At 63.0% G+C, this 14,210-nt stretch carries 17 protein-coding genes; 11 read left to right on the top strand and 6 right to left on the bottom strand.

Translation table 11 applies throughout. From position 1 onward, the window contains the following. Positions 1 to 9 precede the first annotated feature (9 nt). The 3 genes from A6B35_RS26615 to hemF all read right to left on the bottom strand — a co-directional run bounded on the left by A6B35_RS26615 (position 10) and on the right by hemF (position 1,885). Entirely contained in the window at positions 10 to 195 is a 186-nt protein-coding gene (locus A6B35_RS26615; RefSeq protein ID WP_006202582.1) for a DUF1059 domain-containing protein, read from the bottom strand. A gap of 268 nt (positions 196 to 463) precedes the next feature. After that, positions 464 to 724 carry a DUF1344 domain-containing protein gene (locus A6B35_RS26610; RefSeq protein WP_006202581.1) on the bottom strand — a complete coding sequence of 87 codons (261 nt, stop codon included), beginning with the start codon at positions 722 to 724 and terminating at the stop codon, positions 464 to 466. A gap of 246 nt (positions 725 to 970) precedes the next feature. Next, a complete protein-coding gene (gene hemF / locus A6B35_RS26605) occupies positions 971 to 1,885 on the bottom strand; it encodes an oxygen-dependent coproporphyrinogen oxidase (RefSeq protein WP_006202579.1) in 915 nt (304 codons plus the stop codon). Positions 1,886 to 1,993: 108 nt separating this feature from the next. Between hemF and A6B35_RS26600 the strand changes: the two genes are divergently transcribed. Beyond that, positions 1,994 to 2,251: a hypothetical protein gene (locus tag A6B35_RS26600; protein WP_006202578.1), complete on the top strand. Its 258-nt coding sequence runs from the start codon at positions 1,994 to 1,996 to the stop codon at positions 2,249 to 2,251. Here A6B35_RS26600 and soxR read toward each other — a convergent pair. Then, entirely contained in the window at positions 2,248 to 2,694 is a 447-nt protein-coding gene (gene soxR, locus A6B35_RS26595) for a redox-sensitive transcriptional activator SoxR (protein WP_006202577.1), read from the bottom strand. The two genes, A6B35_RS26600 and soxR, sit on opposite strands and share 4 nt — an antisense overlap. Positions 2,695 to 2,847: 153 nt before the next feature. Then, the gene (locus A6B35_RS26590; protein WP_006202576.1) at positions 2,848 to 3,306 is read right to left on the bottom strand and encodes a tRNA (cytidine(34)-2'-O)-methyltransferase; all 459 of its coding nucleotides are present in this window, start codon (positions 3,304 to 3,306) and stop codon (positions 2,848 to 2,850) included. 458 nt (positions 3,307 to 3,764) lie between these two features. On the opposite strand from A6B35_RS26590, the gene A6B35_RS26585 reads away from it, so the two are divergent. Genes A6B35_RS26585 through A6B35_RS26565 form a run of 5 tightly spaced genes read left to right on the top strand, consistent with a single transcriptional unit; the run spans position 3,765 to position 8,766 of the window. Beyond that, positions 3,765 to 4,142, top strand: a complete 378-nt coding sequence (locus A6B35_RS26585) for a hypothetical protein (protein WP_100084782.1) — start codon at positions 3,765 to 3,767, stop codon at positions 4,140 to 4,142. Between the two features lie 32 nt (positions 4,143 to 4,174). After that, positions 4,175 to 6,070, top strand: coding sequence for an ABC transporter ATP-binding protein (locus A6B35_RS26580; protein WP_006202574.1), 1,896 nt, complete (start codon positions 4,175 to 4,177; stop codon positions 6,068 to 6,070). Positions 6,071 to 6,080: 10 nt separating this feature from the next. Next, positions 6,081 to 7,964, top strand: coding sequence for an ABC transporter ATP-binding protein (locus A6B35_RS26575; protein WP_006202573.1), 1,884 nt, complete (start codon positions 6,081 to 6,083; stop codon positions 7,962 to 7,964). A 3-nt stretch (positions 7,965 to 7,967) separates the two neighbouring features. Then, positions 7,968 to 8,456 carry a GNAT family N-acetyltransferase gene (locus A6B35_RS26570; RefSeq protein WP_006202572.1) on the top strand — a complete coding sequence of 163 codons (489 nt, stop codon included), beginning with the start codon at positions 7,968 to 7,970 and terminating at the stop codon, positions 8,454 to 8,456. 1 nt (position 8,457) lies between these two features. Beyond that, positions 8,458 to 8,766: a DUF6665 family protein gene (locus tag A6B35_RS26565; protein WP_006202571.1), complete on the top strand. Its 309-nt coding sequence runs from the start codon at positions 8,458 to 8,460 to the stop codon at positions 8,764 to 8,766. A 3-nt stretch (positions 8,767 to 8,769) separates the two neighbouring features. Here A6B35_RS26565 and A6B35_RS26560 read toward each other — a convergent pair whose 3' ends face one another. Beyond that, the gene (locus A6B35_RS26560) at positions 8,770 to 9,114 is read right to left on the bottom strand and encodes a cupin domain-containing protein (RefSeq protein ID WP_006202570.1); all 345 of its coding nucleotides are present in this window, start codon (positions 9,112 to 9,114) and stop codon (positions 8,770 to 8,772) included. Positions 9,115 to 9,486: 372 nt separating this feature from the next. On the opposite strand from A6B35_RS26560, the gene petA reads away from it, so the two are divergent. The 5 genes from petA (at position 9,487) to A6B35_RS26535 (ending at position 14,200) form a co-directional block, all read left to right on the top strand. Then, complete coding sequence (petA, locus tag A6B35_RS26555; protein ID WP_244425935.1) at positions 9,487 to 9,987, top strand: ubiquinol-cytochrome c reductase iron-sulfur subunit; 501 nt, start codon at positions 9,487 to 9,489, stop codon at positions 9,985 to 9,987. A gap of 16 nt (positions 9,988 to 10,003) precedes the next feature. Beyond that, positions 10,004 to 11,305: a cytochrome b gene (locus tag A6B35_RS26550; protein WP_006202568.1), complete on the top strand. Its 1,302-nt coding sequence runs from the start codon at positions 10,004 to 10,006 to the stop codon at positions 11,303 to 11,305. A 27-nt stretch (positions 11,306 to 11,332) separates the two neighbouring features. Continuing rightward, positions 11,333 to 12,205 carry a cytochrome c1 gene (locus A6B35_RS26545; protein ID WP_006202567.1) on the top strand — a complete coding sequence of 291 codons (873 nt, stop codon included), beginning with the start codon at positions 11,333 to 11,335 and terminating at the stop codon, positions 12,203 to 12,205. Positions 12,206 to 12,418: 213 nt separating this feature from the next. Next, positions 12,419 to 13,564 carry an alpha-hydroxy acid oxidase gene (locus A6B35_RS26540; protein ID WP_006202566.1) on the top strand — a complete coding sequence of 382 codons (1,146 nt, stop codon included), beginning with the start codon at positions 12,419 to 12,421 and terminating at the stop codon, positions 13,562 to 13,564. Between the two features lie 90 nt (positions 13,565 to 13,654). Next, the gene (locus A6B35_RS26535; RefSeq protein WP_006202565.1) at positions 13,655 to 14,200 is read left to right on the top strand and encodes an adenine phosphoribosyltransferase; all 546 of its coding nucleotides are present in this window, start codon (positions 13,655 to 13,657) and stop codon (positions 14,198 to 14,200) included. The last annotated feature ends 10 nt before the right edge of the window (positions 14,201 to 14,210 follow it).

Here is a 14,210-nt window from a genome sequence, read left to right as displayed (position 1 = left end):
CAGCTGAGATCAGGCCGCGTCGCGGGCTTTCTCGATGCGTGAGCGGATCGCTTCGACCATCGTCTCGCGGATCACCGTCTCGCCGTGGGTCTCGCGCATGTGCTCAACGGCGCGGCGCATGATCTCGGCCTCCTCGTCGGCCCGCGTGTGCCAGTCACAACCGGGGACGAGCGAGCCGCAGTGGAATTCCTTCATGGGATTCTCCTTTTCCTCCCTGGAGCGGGCGGTAGCTGAGACACGGGCGCTCCAGCACTTTGATCGTTGCATGATCCTTCCGAAACCGGTTCCGATCTTGCTGGGCCGACCTTCGGTTCAGGACATGCTCGGGGGAGCAACCATAACACAAATGCCTGGTTTTGGTTGCCGGCGAGGAACAAAAAGGCGGAGCATCGCTGCTCCGCCCTCTTACGCTACCCCGGAGCAAGACCAGACAAAAGCTGGTCTTGTTCTGGCGAGCAGGCCATCACTTCACGATCTTGACTGCCTCGGCAACTTTGTTCTTGCCGCTCATGTCCCAGGAAACGCGGACCTTTTCGCCGGCCTTCAGGCCAGGATCCTTGAAGGTCTTGGGAAGCGTAAAAGATGATCCATCTTCGAGAACCAGGCTCATGGCCGTTGCGTCAAAGGCCTTGATCGTCCCGGTGGTGTGCTTGACGGCGGCAAAGGCAACCGAGCCGGAGGCGAGAAGGGCGGCCGCGGCGGCCGACACAATGATTTTGCGCATTTGCTAAGTACTCCTGGGAAAAGCGGACATCCTTGTCGAGAAGATGGTCCGCGTCGTCTTGGGCCGTCCGGTTGCGTCGAGTCGCGGTTTCGCGGGCGAACCGCCGGCGCTTCCCGACCCGAGACGACAAATAACCCAGTTTTTTCAAATGGATATTAGACGAAAAAGAAATCTGCGGCGCCACATTCCGTGCCAGAATTCGGCGAATGGGACGTCATTGCGACTCACATTCCGCTCACCGATTTTTTACGGCCATCTTACCTCCGGCGGCAGGCTGGACAGGATCGAAGCGACATTGCCGCCCGTCCTGAGGCCGAAGATGGTGCCGCGATCGTGAAGAAGGTTGAATTCGACGTAACGGCCGCGCCGGATCAGCTGTTCGTCGCGGTCGCCGTCGGTCCAGTTCTCGTTGAAATTGGCCCGAACCAGATGTCCGTAGACGACGAGGAAAGAACGCCCGACATCCTGGACGAAGTTGAAATCGGCGTTCCAGCCGCCTTTGTCGTCGTCCGAATGCAGCCAGTCGAAAAAGATGCCGCCGGTACCGCGCGGCTCGTTGCGGTGCGGCAGGAAGAAGTATTCGTCGCACCACGCCTTGAATTTGGGGTGATCGGCGACGCCGGCGTTCTTCTCGCAGGCGAACTGCATGGCGCGGTGAAAGGCCAAAGTATCGGGGTCGTCCTGGACGCGGCGGCGGTCGAGCACAGGCGTCAGGTCGGCGCCGCCGCCGAACCACTGGCGCGAGGTGACGACCATGCGGGTGTTCATGTGCACGGCCGGCACGTTGGGGTTCCATGGGTGGGCGATGAGCGAGATGCCGCTTGCCCAGAAGCGCGGGTCTTCCTCGGCGCCAGGCATCTGCTTGCGGAATTCGGGCGAGAACTCGCCATAGACGGTCGAGGTGTGGACGCCGACCTTCTCGAAGACGCGGCCATACATCATCGACATGGTGCCGCCGCCGCCCTTGCCCTCGTCGCGCTCCCAAGGTGTCTTCTCGAAGCGGCCGGGCGACCATGAAACCAGCGGTCCTTCAAGATCCTGCTCGATCTGCTCGAAGGCGGCGCAGATGCGTTCGCGCAGCGTCTCGAACCAAAGCTTAGCCTTCATCTTCTTCTGTTCGATGTCGTCCGGCAGGCCCACGGGTATTTCAGGTCGTTCCAAAATGCTGTCTCCCGTCGCAGCCGACAAATGACTCGTCTTTTCCGGGCGCGATCCCTAATCTCTTAAGGGCAAGGGTCAAGTGCCATTAAGGCCCAAGGAGTTTCTTTCATGCGCACCCCGGCAAGACCGCCGCTGGATGGCTTGAAGAAAAGGCTCGATCGTTCGCGCGCCGAGCGCGAGCGCATGCCGCGCGACGGTTTCCTGCGCGAGACCTTCGTCTTGCCGCGCTCCGATGCGCGCCTCAAGGCCAAGGAATGGTTCGAGCGCTTCCCAAAACAGGCCTATTGGACCGAGATCGAAAGCTGGTTCGAACGGCCGGGGGATGTCATCGAATTCACGATCCGCAGATTGCCGGCGGCGGACTAGCGCTCCACCAACAGGCGCCGCGCGCCCGCGCCCTGCTTCGACAGCTTGTCGCCCTTGTTCCTGAGCGGGCATTTGTCGATCGACATGCAGCCGCAGCCGATGCAGTCGGTGAGGCCGTCGCGCAGCTTCTTCAACTGGCTGATCTTTTGATCGAGGCTATCGCGCCAGGCCGTTGAAAGCAGATTCCAGTCCTCGCGCGTCGGCGTGCGGCCCTCGGGCAGGGACTGAAGGGCGGCCGCGATCTCGGCCAGCGAGATGCCGACTTCCTGGGCGACCCGGATGATCGCCACCCGCCGCAGCACGTCACGGCCGTAGCGCCGCTGGTTGCCTGACGTGCGGTGGCTGCGGATCAGCCCGCGCGCCTCGTAGAAATGCAGCGCCGACACCGCGACGCCGCTGCGCATCGCCACCTGGCCGACCGTCAATTCCGTTACCGGAGCCATCTCGCACTTTCCGCTTGACCTCAAGTTAAGTTGAGCTTGTAGCGAAGAGATCCAGACAAGGCAAATCAGGAGAAGGCGATGTGCGCCTGGGTGAAAATAACGGAAGCAGCTGAGGTCAGCGACAGGGACGGCTTTGCCGCCGGACTGGAGATTCTATCGCAACTGCCGGATCGCTTCGCCCGCGACCATGGCGACAGAAAGCGCGACGTTGATGCTGCGCGTGCCCGGCTGCATCGGGATCACCAGTCGCGCATCCGCGGCCTCGTGGACCGGATCCGGCACGCCTGCGGATTCGCGGCCGAACAGAAGGACGTCGCCATCGGCGAAGGCAAAGTCCGTGTAGGCGGTCGCGGCCCTGGTCGACAGCAGCACCAGCCGCCGCGCGCCACTTTTGCGCCATTGCTCGAAGGCGTGCCAGTCGACATGCCGGGTCAGCGCCGCCATTTCGAGATAGTCCATGCCGGCCCGTTTCAGCGTCCTGTCGGAGAGCGGGAAGCCGGCCGGTTCAATGATGTCGACGCCAAGGCCGAGGCACGCGGCGAAGCGCAGGATCGTTCCGGTATTGCCGGCGATGTCAGGCTGGTAGAGCGCGATGCGGAGACGATCGTTCATTTCCGCGTCTTTCTAATAAGTGGCAGATCGGCCACAGGGATTTCCCGGTTTCGAAGATTGCTGGACTGGCGGGTGGTCATTTTCTGCGAAGTCGAGTATACGCCTCTCATTGTCAACCCGAACCGATGGAGGGGGAATTCATGATGACCATGCACATCCAGCACCTCTCCTGGGGCCATGCAGGCCCGATGGCGGTTTCGGTACGACGATTCTCCTGACTTTCTAGACTCTGATCGCACCGATTCCCGCCGAACCCAGTTTTCGGCTCTCGAAGGAATCTTGCGATGTTTTTCAAACTGTCAAAGGGGCTGAACGCCCCACCTGAACCTGTCCGGACCGACGCTTGCCGTGTCTCGACCGACGCAATGCGCGCCGGCGCCATCCGTGCCTTTGGCCGAATGCCGGCGGTCGAGCTTGCTTCACCCTTTTTATCGCATTTTCACATGGAGGATGGACCGATGCTCGATCCCTATAAGATACCCGGCTCGAGAAACCTGCACGAGCGCAAGATGGCGACCTGGGCGCTGCTGATCGGCGAGACCTACTCGTCGGCGGTTCATGCCGAGACCCGCCGGCGTCCGCATCGCGGCATGCTGCCGGATGTCGACTTCTCGCGCGCCGTTCCCGATCCCAGCCGGCCGTCGCTGGTGCGCCGGATCGTCCGGCTGATCAGGCCGGGTCCGAAAATCCGCGTCGTCGACAGCGTCCCGTCAGGATCGTCAAACGACCCTGTCGGCGAAATGCGATCGACACCCTATATTGCGCGAAATGAAGCCAGCGACTCGGGTGATTCCGAGCCGTTTGGCGTTGAAGTCGTGCGATCCCGCGCCGCGTGAGCGCCAACGAGCCTATCAAGAGTACCAAGACAATGTTTAGCTGGTTTGAGAAAAGGCTCGATCCGTTCCCGGCAGCGGAACCGGTCGAGCCGCCGAAGACGCTGGTTGCTTTTTGCGTGCATTACACAAGCGGCGCCTGGCCCTACATCGTCGTGGATGCGGTGCTGGTGACGGCCATCGCTTTTGCCGAAGTGTGGATGTTCGGCTTTCTCGGCCGCATCGTCGACTGGCTGTCCGGGCAGAACCGCGAAACCTTCCTGCAGACCGAGGGCTGGAAGCTCGCCAGCATGGCCTTCATCGTGCTGTTCGCGTTGCCGGGCACGGTGTGGCTGCATTCGATGCTCAACCAGCAGACGCTGATGGGCAACTACGCGATGCGCATCCGCTGGCAGGTGCATCGCTATCTGCTCAAGCAGTCGATGGGCTTCTACCAGGACGAATTCGCCGGGCGCATCGCGACCAAGCTGATGCAGACGGCGCTCGCCGTGCGCGAATGCGTCATCAAGCTGATCGGCGTGCTCAACTACATCATCGTCTATTTCCTCGGCATGCTCTTCATCGTCGGTTCGGCCGACTGGCGGCTGGCCACGCCGCTGGCCGTCTGGCTCATCGGCTATATCGGGCTGCTGCGCTTTTTTATCCCGCGGCTCGGCAAGGTCGGCCAGGAGCAGGCCAATGCGCGTTCGACAATGACCGGCCGCGTTGTCGACAGCTACACCAACATCCAGACGGTCAAGCTGTTCAGCCACGCGCGCCGCGAAGCCTCCTTCGCCAAGGAAGGCATGGCCGGCTTTCTCGATACGGTCTACCGGTCGATGCGGCTGGTGACGGTGCTCTACGGCCTGCTCTATATCCTCAACGCGCTGCTGTTGTTTTCGGTCACGGCGCTGTCGCTGTGGCTGTGGCTCGGCCAGGCGGTGACGATCGGCGCTGTCGCGGTGGTCATCGGCCTGGTGCTGCGGCTGTGGGGCATGTCGCAATGGATCATGTGGGAAATGTCGGCCCTGTTCGAGAACATCGGCACGGTGCAGGACGGCATCGCCTCGATCTCGCTGCCGCGGCTGGTCGAAGACAGGCCTGGTGCGAAGGACATCACCGTTGCCAGGGGTGAGATCCGCTTCGAGGACATCCGCTTCCACTACGGCAAGCAGAAGGGCGTCATCGAGAACCTGTCGCTGACGGTGAAGCCGGGCGAAAAGGTCGGCATCGTCGGCCGTTCCGGTGCCGGCAAGTCGACGCTGGTCAACCTGCTTTTGCGGTTCTACGACCTCGAAGCTGGCAAGATCCTGATCGACGGCCAGGAGATCGCTTCGGTGACGCAGGATTCGCTGCGCGCGCAGATCGGCATGGTGACGCAGGACACTTCGCTGCTGCACCGCTCGGTGCGCGAGAACATCCTCTATGGCCGTCCGGACGCTACCCACGAGATGCTGCTCGAGGCGGCGGGGCGGGCCGAGGCGGTCGACTTCATCGGCGGGCTGATCGACGCCAGCGGCCGCAAGGGCTTCGACGCCCATGTCGGCGACCGTGGCGTCAAATTGTCCGGCGGCCAGCGGCAACGCATCGCCATCGCCCGCGTTATGCTGAAGGACGCGCCGATCCTCATTCTCGACGAGGCGACGTCGGCGCTCGATTCAGAAGCCGAGGCCGCCATCCAGGAGAACCTCTACAGGCTTATGCAGGGCAAGACCGTGATCGCCATCGCGCACCGGCTGTCGACCATCGCTGCGATGGACAGGCTCGTCGTCATGGATAAAGGCCATGTCATCGAGGAAGGTTCGCATGATGAACTGGTCGCCAGCGGCGGGCTCTACGCGCAGCTCTGGCAACGTCAGTCGGGCGGCTTCCTGCTCGATGACGGTCCGGCCGAGGCTGCCAACGACGCTGTCGCCAACGACATTGGCGCCAAGGGTGAAGCAGCAGAATGATGCCCGCCGCATGATGCAAGCCGTCTATCGCTGGTTCGAGCACTGGGTCTCTCCGTTCCGCGAACCCGCGACTCTTCGACCACCCGCCAGCGTCGGCGGCTTTCTCTGGCACTATGTCGGGCAGGCGAAGCTAGCTTTCTTCGCCATGCTCGTCATCGGCGGCATCGCGCCGCTGGTCGAGGCCGGACTGTTCTATTTCGTCGGGCGCTTGGTCGACATTCTCAACCAGTTGCCCGGCGAGCGCAGCTGGCACGCGCTGTGGACCGCGGCCGGCCCAGAGCTCCTGTTCATGGGCGCCGTGGTGCTTGTCATCCGCACGCTGGTTGTCGGCCTGTCAGCGCTGGTCGACGAGCAGACGATCACGCCGGGCTTCTACAATCTGGTGCGCTGGCAGGCGCATCGCCATGTCTCGCGCCAGTCCTACGCCTTCTTCCAGAACGACTTTGCTGGCCGCATCGCGACAAAAGTCTGGCAGGCGGGGCAAGCGACAGGCGACTTGATGGAAAGCTTCATCGAGGTCATCTGGTTCATGATCGTCTATACGGTGACGACGCTGGCGCTGGTTGCCGGTCTCGATCTCAGGCTGGCGGTGTTGGTGGTGATCTGGATCACCGCCTTCGGCTTTCTGGCTAGGCGCTATCTGCCGGCGATCCGCAAGCATGCCGAGGCGACCGCCGAGGCCGGCTCGATGATCACCGGCCGCATCGTCGACTCCTACTCCAACGTGCAGACGCTGAAGCTGTTCTCGGCCGACGGCGACGACCGCTATATCCGCAGCGGCTTCGACATCTACCTTGACGCGCTGCGTCCGTTCACGCGCCGGCTGACCGGCGTGCGGATGGCGCTGACGACGCTGTCGGGTATCATGATCACCGTGATCGCCAGCTTTGCGATCTATCTCTGGGTCGAAGGCTCGATCACCGTCGGTGCCGTAGCCTTCACACTTTCGCTTGTCCTGCGGCTAAACATGCTGCTCAGCCGCGTGATGATGCAGCTCAACGGCATCTTGAGGAATCTCGGCGTGCTGGAGAACTCCAAGGCGCTGATTTCGCAGCCGCTCGGCCTGACCGATGCGCCGGATGCCGGCGAGCTTGTCGTGGCCGGCGGCCGCATCGAGGTGAAGAACGTCACCTTCCACTATGGCAAGGGGTTCGGCGTGCTCGACGGCATCGACCTCGTCGTGCGGCCGGGCGAGAAGGTCGGGCTGGTCGGGCCGTCCGGCGCCGGCAAGACGACCTTGGCCAATCTGATCCTGCGCCTCTACGACCTCGAGGGCGGCAAGATCCTGATCGACGGGCGGGACATATCGGGCGTGACGCAGAACTCGCTGCGCGCCAATATCGGCGTCGTCAGCCAGGATACAGCACTTTTCCATCGCTCGCTGCGCGACAACATCAAGCTCGGCATGCCGGATGCGACCGAGGCGCAAGTGGTCGCTGCGTCCAGGAAGGCCGAGGCGCACGAGTTCATCCTCGGCCTGCGCGACAACAGAGACCGCCAGGGCTACGAGGCCTATGTCGGCGAGCGCGGCGTGAAGCTGTCCGGCGGCCAGCGCCAGCGCGTGGCGATCGCCCGCGTCTTCCTCAAGGACGCGCCGATCCTGATCCTCGACGAGGCGACCTCGGCGCTCGATTCCGACATTGAGGCCGCGATCCAGGAAAATCTGGCACGGCTGATGGAGAACAAGACGGTCATCGCCATCGCCCACCGACTGTCGACGATCGCGGCGCTTGACCGGCTGGTGGTGCTCGACGGCGGCCGCATCGTCGAACAAGGTACGCATGACGAACTGGTGGCGCTCGACGGGCTCTATGCACGGCTGTGGAAGCGGCAGTCCGGCGGCTTCCTGTTCAACGAGGAAAGCGTGCTGGAAGAGACGCGTCCGGCGGAGTAAGGCATGGGCGGATCGATGGTAACCGGCTATGTGCTGAAGCGGCTGAGGCCGACGACGCCAGCCTTCCGCGCATTGATGGAAGAGAGCCGCCTCGAGGGATACTGGATGCTGGTGCGCCTGGCTGATGGCTGGGCAAGCCGCCGCAACAGGTTCCTGAAACATGGCGAGGCGCTGTTTGGCGTCTGGCATGGCCGCGAAGTCGTTGGTGTGTGTGGGCTGAACATCGCCCCCTATTTCGACGGCAGGGAGCTAGGCCGGGTCCGTCACCTGTTCGTCAGCGCGCAGCATCGCCGCAACGGCGTCGGCAGAATGCTGGTCGAGACGGTTGTCGACAGGGCACGTCGACATTTCGCCGCGCTGAACACAAGGGCGCCGCAGGAAGCCTTCGCTTTCTATGAGGGACTTGGCTTCGGGCCGGTGAAGGGCGAAGAATTCGTCACCCATCGTATGAAGTTCGAGACAAAGTCCGCGGTCGGCAGGAAAGGAGACTGAGATGTCGTTGCGCCCGCCGTCCACCGGCAGTTCGGCCGGGGAAGCCGCCTTCGACGCACTCGGCCATGAAATCCTGGCCGAAAAGGCGGCTGCGCTCGGACGCGCAGGGCAGCGCGTCGAGGAGACGCTGGTCAAGCTGCGTGAGAATGGAGACGACAAGGAGCAGCGGCCCAGGCTCCTCAAGGAAGCGGCCGAAGCCGTGCACGGCTACTTCATCCAGCGCGAACTCTGCGGCCTGCGCAAGCACGACGCGGTGATCCGTGAGTACGATATTCCTAGGGCAGTGCTGGTCAGGCTTGGCGCGAAGTAGGTTTCACTCCAGCCATTTGGTGATGAAGCTGCCGTTCTCGTGGATATCGGTGGTCTCGAGCGCACCCGGGCCGAGATTGGTGAATTTGTGCGGCGTGTCCGGCGGCACGATGACGATCTGGCCGGCGGACGCCTCGATCTGCCGGTCGCCGACCGTGAACAGCCCGGTACCCTGACGGATGATGAAGATCTCTGCATAGGGATGGCTGTGCAGAAGTGGGCCGCCGCCGACGTCAGGCAAATAGTTGAAGATCAGGCAGCTGTTGGAGCCAAAGGCGCCGCACTGCAGCTCGCCTTGCCAGCGGTCGGGCGCCTCGGCCCATGTGTCGCGGTCTATGATATGCGCCATAGGAGAAGAATAGACCCGGCCTGCGGCGGCTGTCGAGGCGACCACGGGCCTGGATTTCGCGCCGGATTTCCGGTCGTTTCGCTGCGTCGGGCGGTCAGCCGGCGCAGTGCTTTGGAAAGCGGCGCCGTGTCCCCGCGACAATCTGCCCTTGTGCCTCCACCCCGCTGGACAAAAACGGGCTTCACGCATAAACCGAAGTCCAAATGCCGGAGGAATTCGCTAGCCTGTTCGCCATGCGCTGTCGGGTTGGCGTGAATGAGCGGGGAACAGGCTCGACCACCGGCACGGACGAGGCGAAAGGATCAGGCACCCGTGAGCGCAACCGACACCCAGGATCCCAACCGTCGTGATTTTCTCTACATCGCCACCGGCATGGCCGCTGTGGTTGGTGCGGGCGCCGTCGCATGGCCGTTCATCGACCAGATGCGCCCCGATGCCTCGACGTTGGCGCTGGCCTCGGTCGAGGTCGATGTCGCTTCGCTGACGCCGGGCATGTCGCTGATCGTCAAATGGCGCGGTAAGCCGGTCGTGGTGCGCAACCGCACCGAGCAGGAGATGAAGGACGGCGAGGCCGTCAACCTCGCCGAGCTCAAGGATCCGATCGCCCGCAACGCCAACCTGCCGGCCGATGCCCCGGCGACTGATGCCAACCGGACCACGCCCGGCAAGGAAGCCTGGATGGTGATGGTGCAAGTCTGCACCCATCTGGGCTGCATCCCGCTCGGCCAGGAAGGCGAATTCGGCGGCTGGTTCTGCCCGTGCCACGGTTCGGTGTACGACACCGCCGGCCGTATCCGCCAAGGTCCGGCACCGGAGAACATGGCGGTGCCGGTATTCAAGTTCATTTCCGATACCAAGATCCTTATCGGTTGAGGCAGGGGATATTTCGATGAGCGAGGGACACTCGACCTATACGCCCAAGACCGGTATCGAACGCTGGTTCGACGCCCGCATGCCGCTGCCGCGGATGGTCTATGATTCTTTCATCGCCTATCCGGTGCCGCGCAACCTCAACTACGCCTGGACCTTCGGCGGTATCCTGGCGATCATGCTGGTCTCGCAGATCCTGACCGGTATCGTGCTGGCCATGCACTATACGGCCGACACGACCCTCGCCTTCGACTCGGTCGAAAAGATCATGCGCGACGTGAATTCGGGGTGGCTGCTGCGCTATCTGCATTCCAACGGCGCCTCGTTCTTCTTTGTCGCCGTCTACATCCATATCTTCCGCGGCCTCTACTACGGCTCCTACAAGGCCCCGCGTGAGTTGCTGTGGATCCTCGGCTGCATCATCTACCTCCTGATGATGGCGACCGGCTTCATGGGTTACGTGCTGCCGTGGGGACAGATGAGCTTCTGGGGCGCCACCGTCATCACCGGCTTCTTCAGTGCCATCCCGCTGGTCGGCAACTGGATCCAGGAGCTGTTGCTTGGCGGGTTTGCCGTCGACAATCCGACGCTCAACCGCTTCTTCGCGCTGCATTATCTGCTTCCGTTCATGATCGCCGGGGTCGTCGTACTGCACGTCTGGGCGCTGCACGTCGTCGGCCAGTCGAACCCGACCGGCATCGAGGTCAAGTCGAAGACCGACACCGTCGCCTTCACGCCTTACGCGACCATCAAGGACGCGTTCGGCATGATCGTGTTCCTGTTCGTCTTCGCCTATTTCGTCTTCTACCTGCCGAACTATCTCGGCCATCCGGACAACTATACGATCGCCGACCCGCTGAAGACGCCCGCCCATATCGTGCCGGAATGGTACTTCCTGCCGTTCTACGCGATCCTGCGCGCCATCACCTTCAACATCGGTCCGATCAACTCGAAGCTCGGCGGCGTGCTGTGCATGTTCGGCGCCATCGTCATGCTGTTCCTGGTGCCATGGCTCGACACCTCGAAGGTCCGTTCGGCGGTCTACAGGCCCTGGTACAAGCTGTTCTTCTGGCTGTTCGTCGCCGACGCCGTCCTGCTCGGCTGGCTGGGCTCGCAGCCGGCCGAAGGCAGCTATGTCTTCATGGCGCAGATGGCGACGCTGTTCTATTTCGTCTTCTTCCTGGTCGCTCTGCCGGTGCTGGGCCTGATCGAGACACCGCGCAGGCTGCCGAATTCGATCACCGAGGCGGTGCTCGAAAAGAACAAAGGTGGCGGACATCATCCTGCGGGGGCTACGGCCGCGCCGGAAACCAAGGGCTGAGCGGCAGAGAATCTAAGGGGATTTGGCATGAAGAAGATTCTCACCTCGCTGGCGCTGCTTGGCCTCGTGGTTGTTGGCGTTGAAACTGCGAGCACTGGGGCGATCGCCGCCGAGGAAGCGCACAACGCGGCCGCGCCGACGCACTTCCCGATCGATCAGCCGAAGGAGATGGACTGGAGCTTCGCCGGGCCGTTCGGCACCTACGACAAGGCGCAGCTGCAGCGCGGCCTGAAGGTCTACAAGGAAGTCTGCGCGGCCTGCCACTCGATGAACCTGGTGGCGTTCCGCACGCTGGAAGGGCTCGGCTACTCGGAAGGGCAGGTGAAGACGCTTGCCGCCGAGTACACCATCCATGACGGCCCCAACGACGCAGGCGACATGTTCGACCGTCCCGGCAAGCCGTCCGACTACTTCCCGGCGCCGTTCGCCAACGAGCAGGCCGCTGCTGCCTCCAATGGCGGCGCTGCTCCGCCCGACATGTCGCTGCTGGCCAAGGCGCGCGGCGTCGAGCGCGGCTTCCCGCGTTTCGTCTTCGACATCTTCACGCAGTATGCGCAGGGTGGCCCCGACTATATCCATTCGCTGCTGACCGGCTACGACGAGACGCCGCCGGCGGGCATGGTGATCCCCGAGGGCACGCACTACAATCCATACTTCCTGTCCGGCGTGTCGCTGAAGATGCCCAAGCCGCTCTCCGACGGCCAGGTGACCTATGACGACGGCGCGCCGCAGACGGTCGACCAGTATTCGCGCGACGTGTCGGCCTTCCTGATGTGGGCGGCCGAGCCGCATATGGAAGACCGCAAGAAGACCGGTTTTCGCGTGCTGGTCTTCCTGCTGCTGTTCGGCGCCCTGGTCTATCTGACCAAGCGCAAGGTGTGGGAAGGCGTGACGCACTAAGGCCTGGTTGATAGGGGCCCAAGCCGCTTTGAACCAAGACGATCATGCAGGGCGCCGGAAGGCGCCCTTTTTGCTTGGATGAGGCGCGGGCCGGCGGCACGGTCGATTGCCGGCCGCTTGAACAAGCCTGTTGGCACGGCGCCATGTGATTGCTATGCCACGCGGCGTCTGTGACGAGGGGATCGTCGACGGCATGATGTTTGGAAATCGATGATGCGGCTACGCGACTGTCACAATTTTTCCGATTTCCGGCGCATGGCGCAGCAGCGGCTGCCGGGGCCGATCTTCAACTACATCGACGGTGCGGCCGACGACGAGGTCACCTATCGCCGCAACACCGAAAGCTTCGAGAGATGCGACCTGGTTCCCAACGTCTTGCGTGGGGTGAGCGAGATCGACATGTCGGTGACGGTCATGGGCCAGAAGCTGGCAATGCCTGTCTATTGTTCGCCGACCGCCTTGCAGCGGCTGTTCCACCATCAGGGCGAGCGCGCGGTGGCCAAGGCCGCAGCCAAATACGGCACGATGTTCGGCGTCTCCTCGCTCGGCACGGTCAGCCTCGAGGAGGCGCGCAAGATCAGCAGCGGGCCGCAGGTCTACCAGTTCTACTTCCACCGGGATCGCGGTCTGAACCGGGCGATGATGCAGCGCGCCAGGGATATCGGCGTCGAGGTGATGATGCTGACTGTGGACAGCATCACCGGGGGAAACCGCGAACGCGACAAGCGCACGGGCTTTGCCATTCCTTTCAAGCTCAACCTAACCGGCATGCTGCAGTTCGCCGTCAAGCCGGCCTGGGCAATCAACTATTTCACCCATGAGGGGTTCAAGCTGCCGCAGCTCGACGAGCATGTCGACATGGGCGGCGGCACCATGTCGATCAGCCGCTACTTCACCGAGATGCTCGATCCGTCGATGAGTTGGGACGACGTCGCCGAGATGGTCCGGCTGTGGCAGGGGCCGTTCTGCCTCAAGGGCGTCATGTCGGTGGAGGATGCCAGGCGCGCCGTCGAGATCGGCTGCAGCGGCATTGTCCTGTCGAACCATGGCGGCCGGCAGTTGGACGGCTCGCGGGCGGCTTTCGACCAGCTTGCCGAGATCGTCGATACCGTCGGCGACCGGATCGACGTCATCATGGATGGCGGCGTGCAGCGCGGCACGCATGTGCTGAAGGCGCTGTCGCTCGGCGCCAAGGCCGTCGGCGTCGGCCGCTACTATCTGTTCCCGCTGGCGGCGGCCGGGCAGGCCGGCGTCGAACGCGCGCTCGAACAGATGCGGGTCGAGATCGAACGCGGCATGAAGCTCATGGGCTGCACCTCGATCGAACAATTGACGCGCGAAAATCTGCGTTTCAGATAATCTCGCGCGAAACGGGCGGACGCCCGATCAAGCCAACGGGTCTCGCTCTTCGCGGCAAGACATCGAATACGCCAGTGTGGAGTGCGAACCATGAAATCCTCCCTCGAAGAGACGCTGCTCTCGGCGATCCGCACCATTCCCGATTATCCGAAGCCCGGCATATTGTTTCGCGACATCACCACGCTGCTCGGCAATGCGCGCGCCTTTCGCCGCGCCATCGACGAATTGGTGCATCCCTATGCCGGGCTGAAGATCGACAAGATCGCCGGTATCGAGGCGCGAGGCTTCATCCTCGGCGGTGCCGTCGCCCACCAGCTTTCGGCGGGCTTCGTGCCGATCCGCAAGAAGGGCAAGCTGCCTTACGAGACGGTGCGCGTCGCCTACAGCCTGGAGTACGGGCTGGACGAAATGGAGATGCACAAGGACGGCGTTGCCGAGGGCGAAAAGGTGATCCTGGTCGACGATTTGATCGCCACCGGCGGCACGGCGGAGGCGGCGGTCAAGCTGCTCAGGCAGATCGGCGCTGACATCCTTGCCGCCTGCTTCGTCATCGACCTGCCGGACCTCGGCGGCCGCAAGAAGCTGGAGTCGCTCGGCGTGCCGGTGAGGACGCTGATCGGCTTCGAGGGGCATTGAAAAGGGCGAT

Source organism: Mesorhizobium amorphae CCNWGS0123, assembly GCF_001686985.1.
In the GTDB taxonomy this organism is placed as follows: domain Bacteria; phylum Pseudomonadota; class Alphaproteobacteria; order Rhizobiales; family Rhizobiaceae; genus Mesorhizobium; species Mesorhizobium amorphae.
Note: the sequence above shows the minus strand (reverse complement) of the source record. Positions and strands in the feature narration are given on the sequence as shown.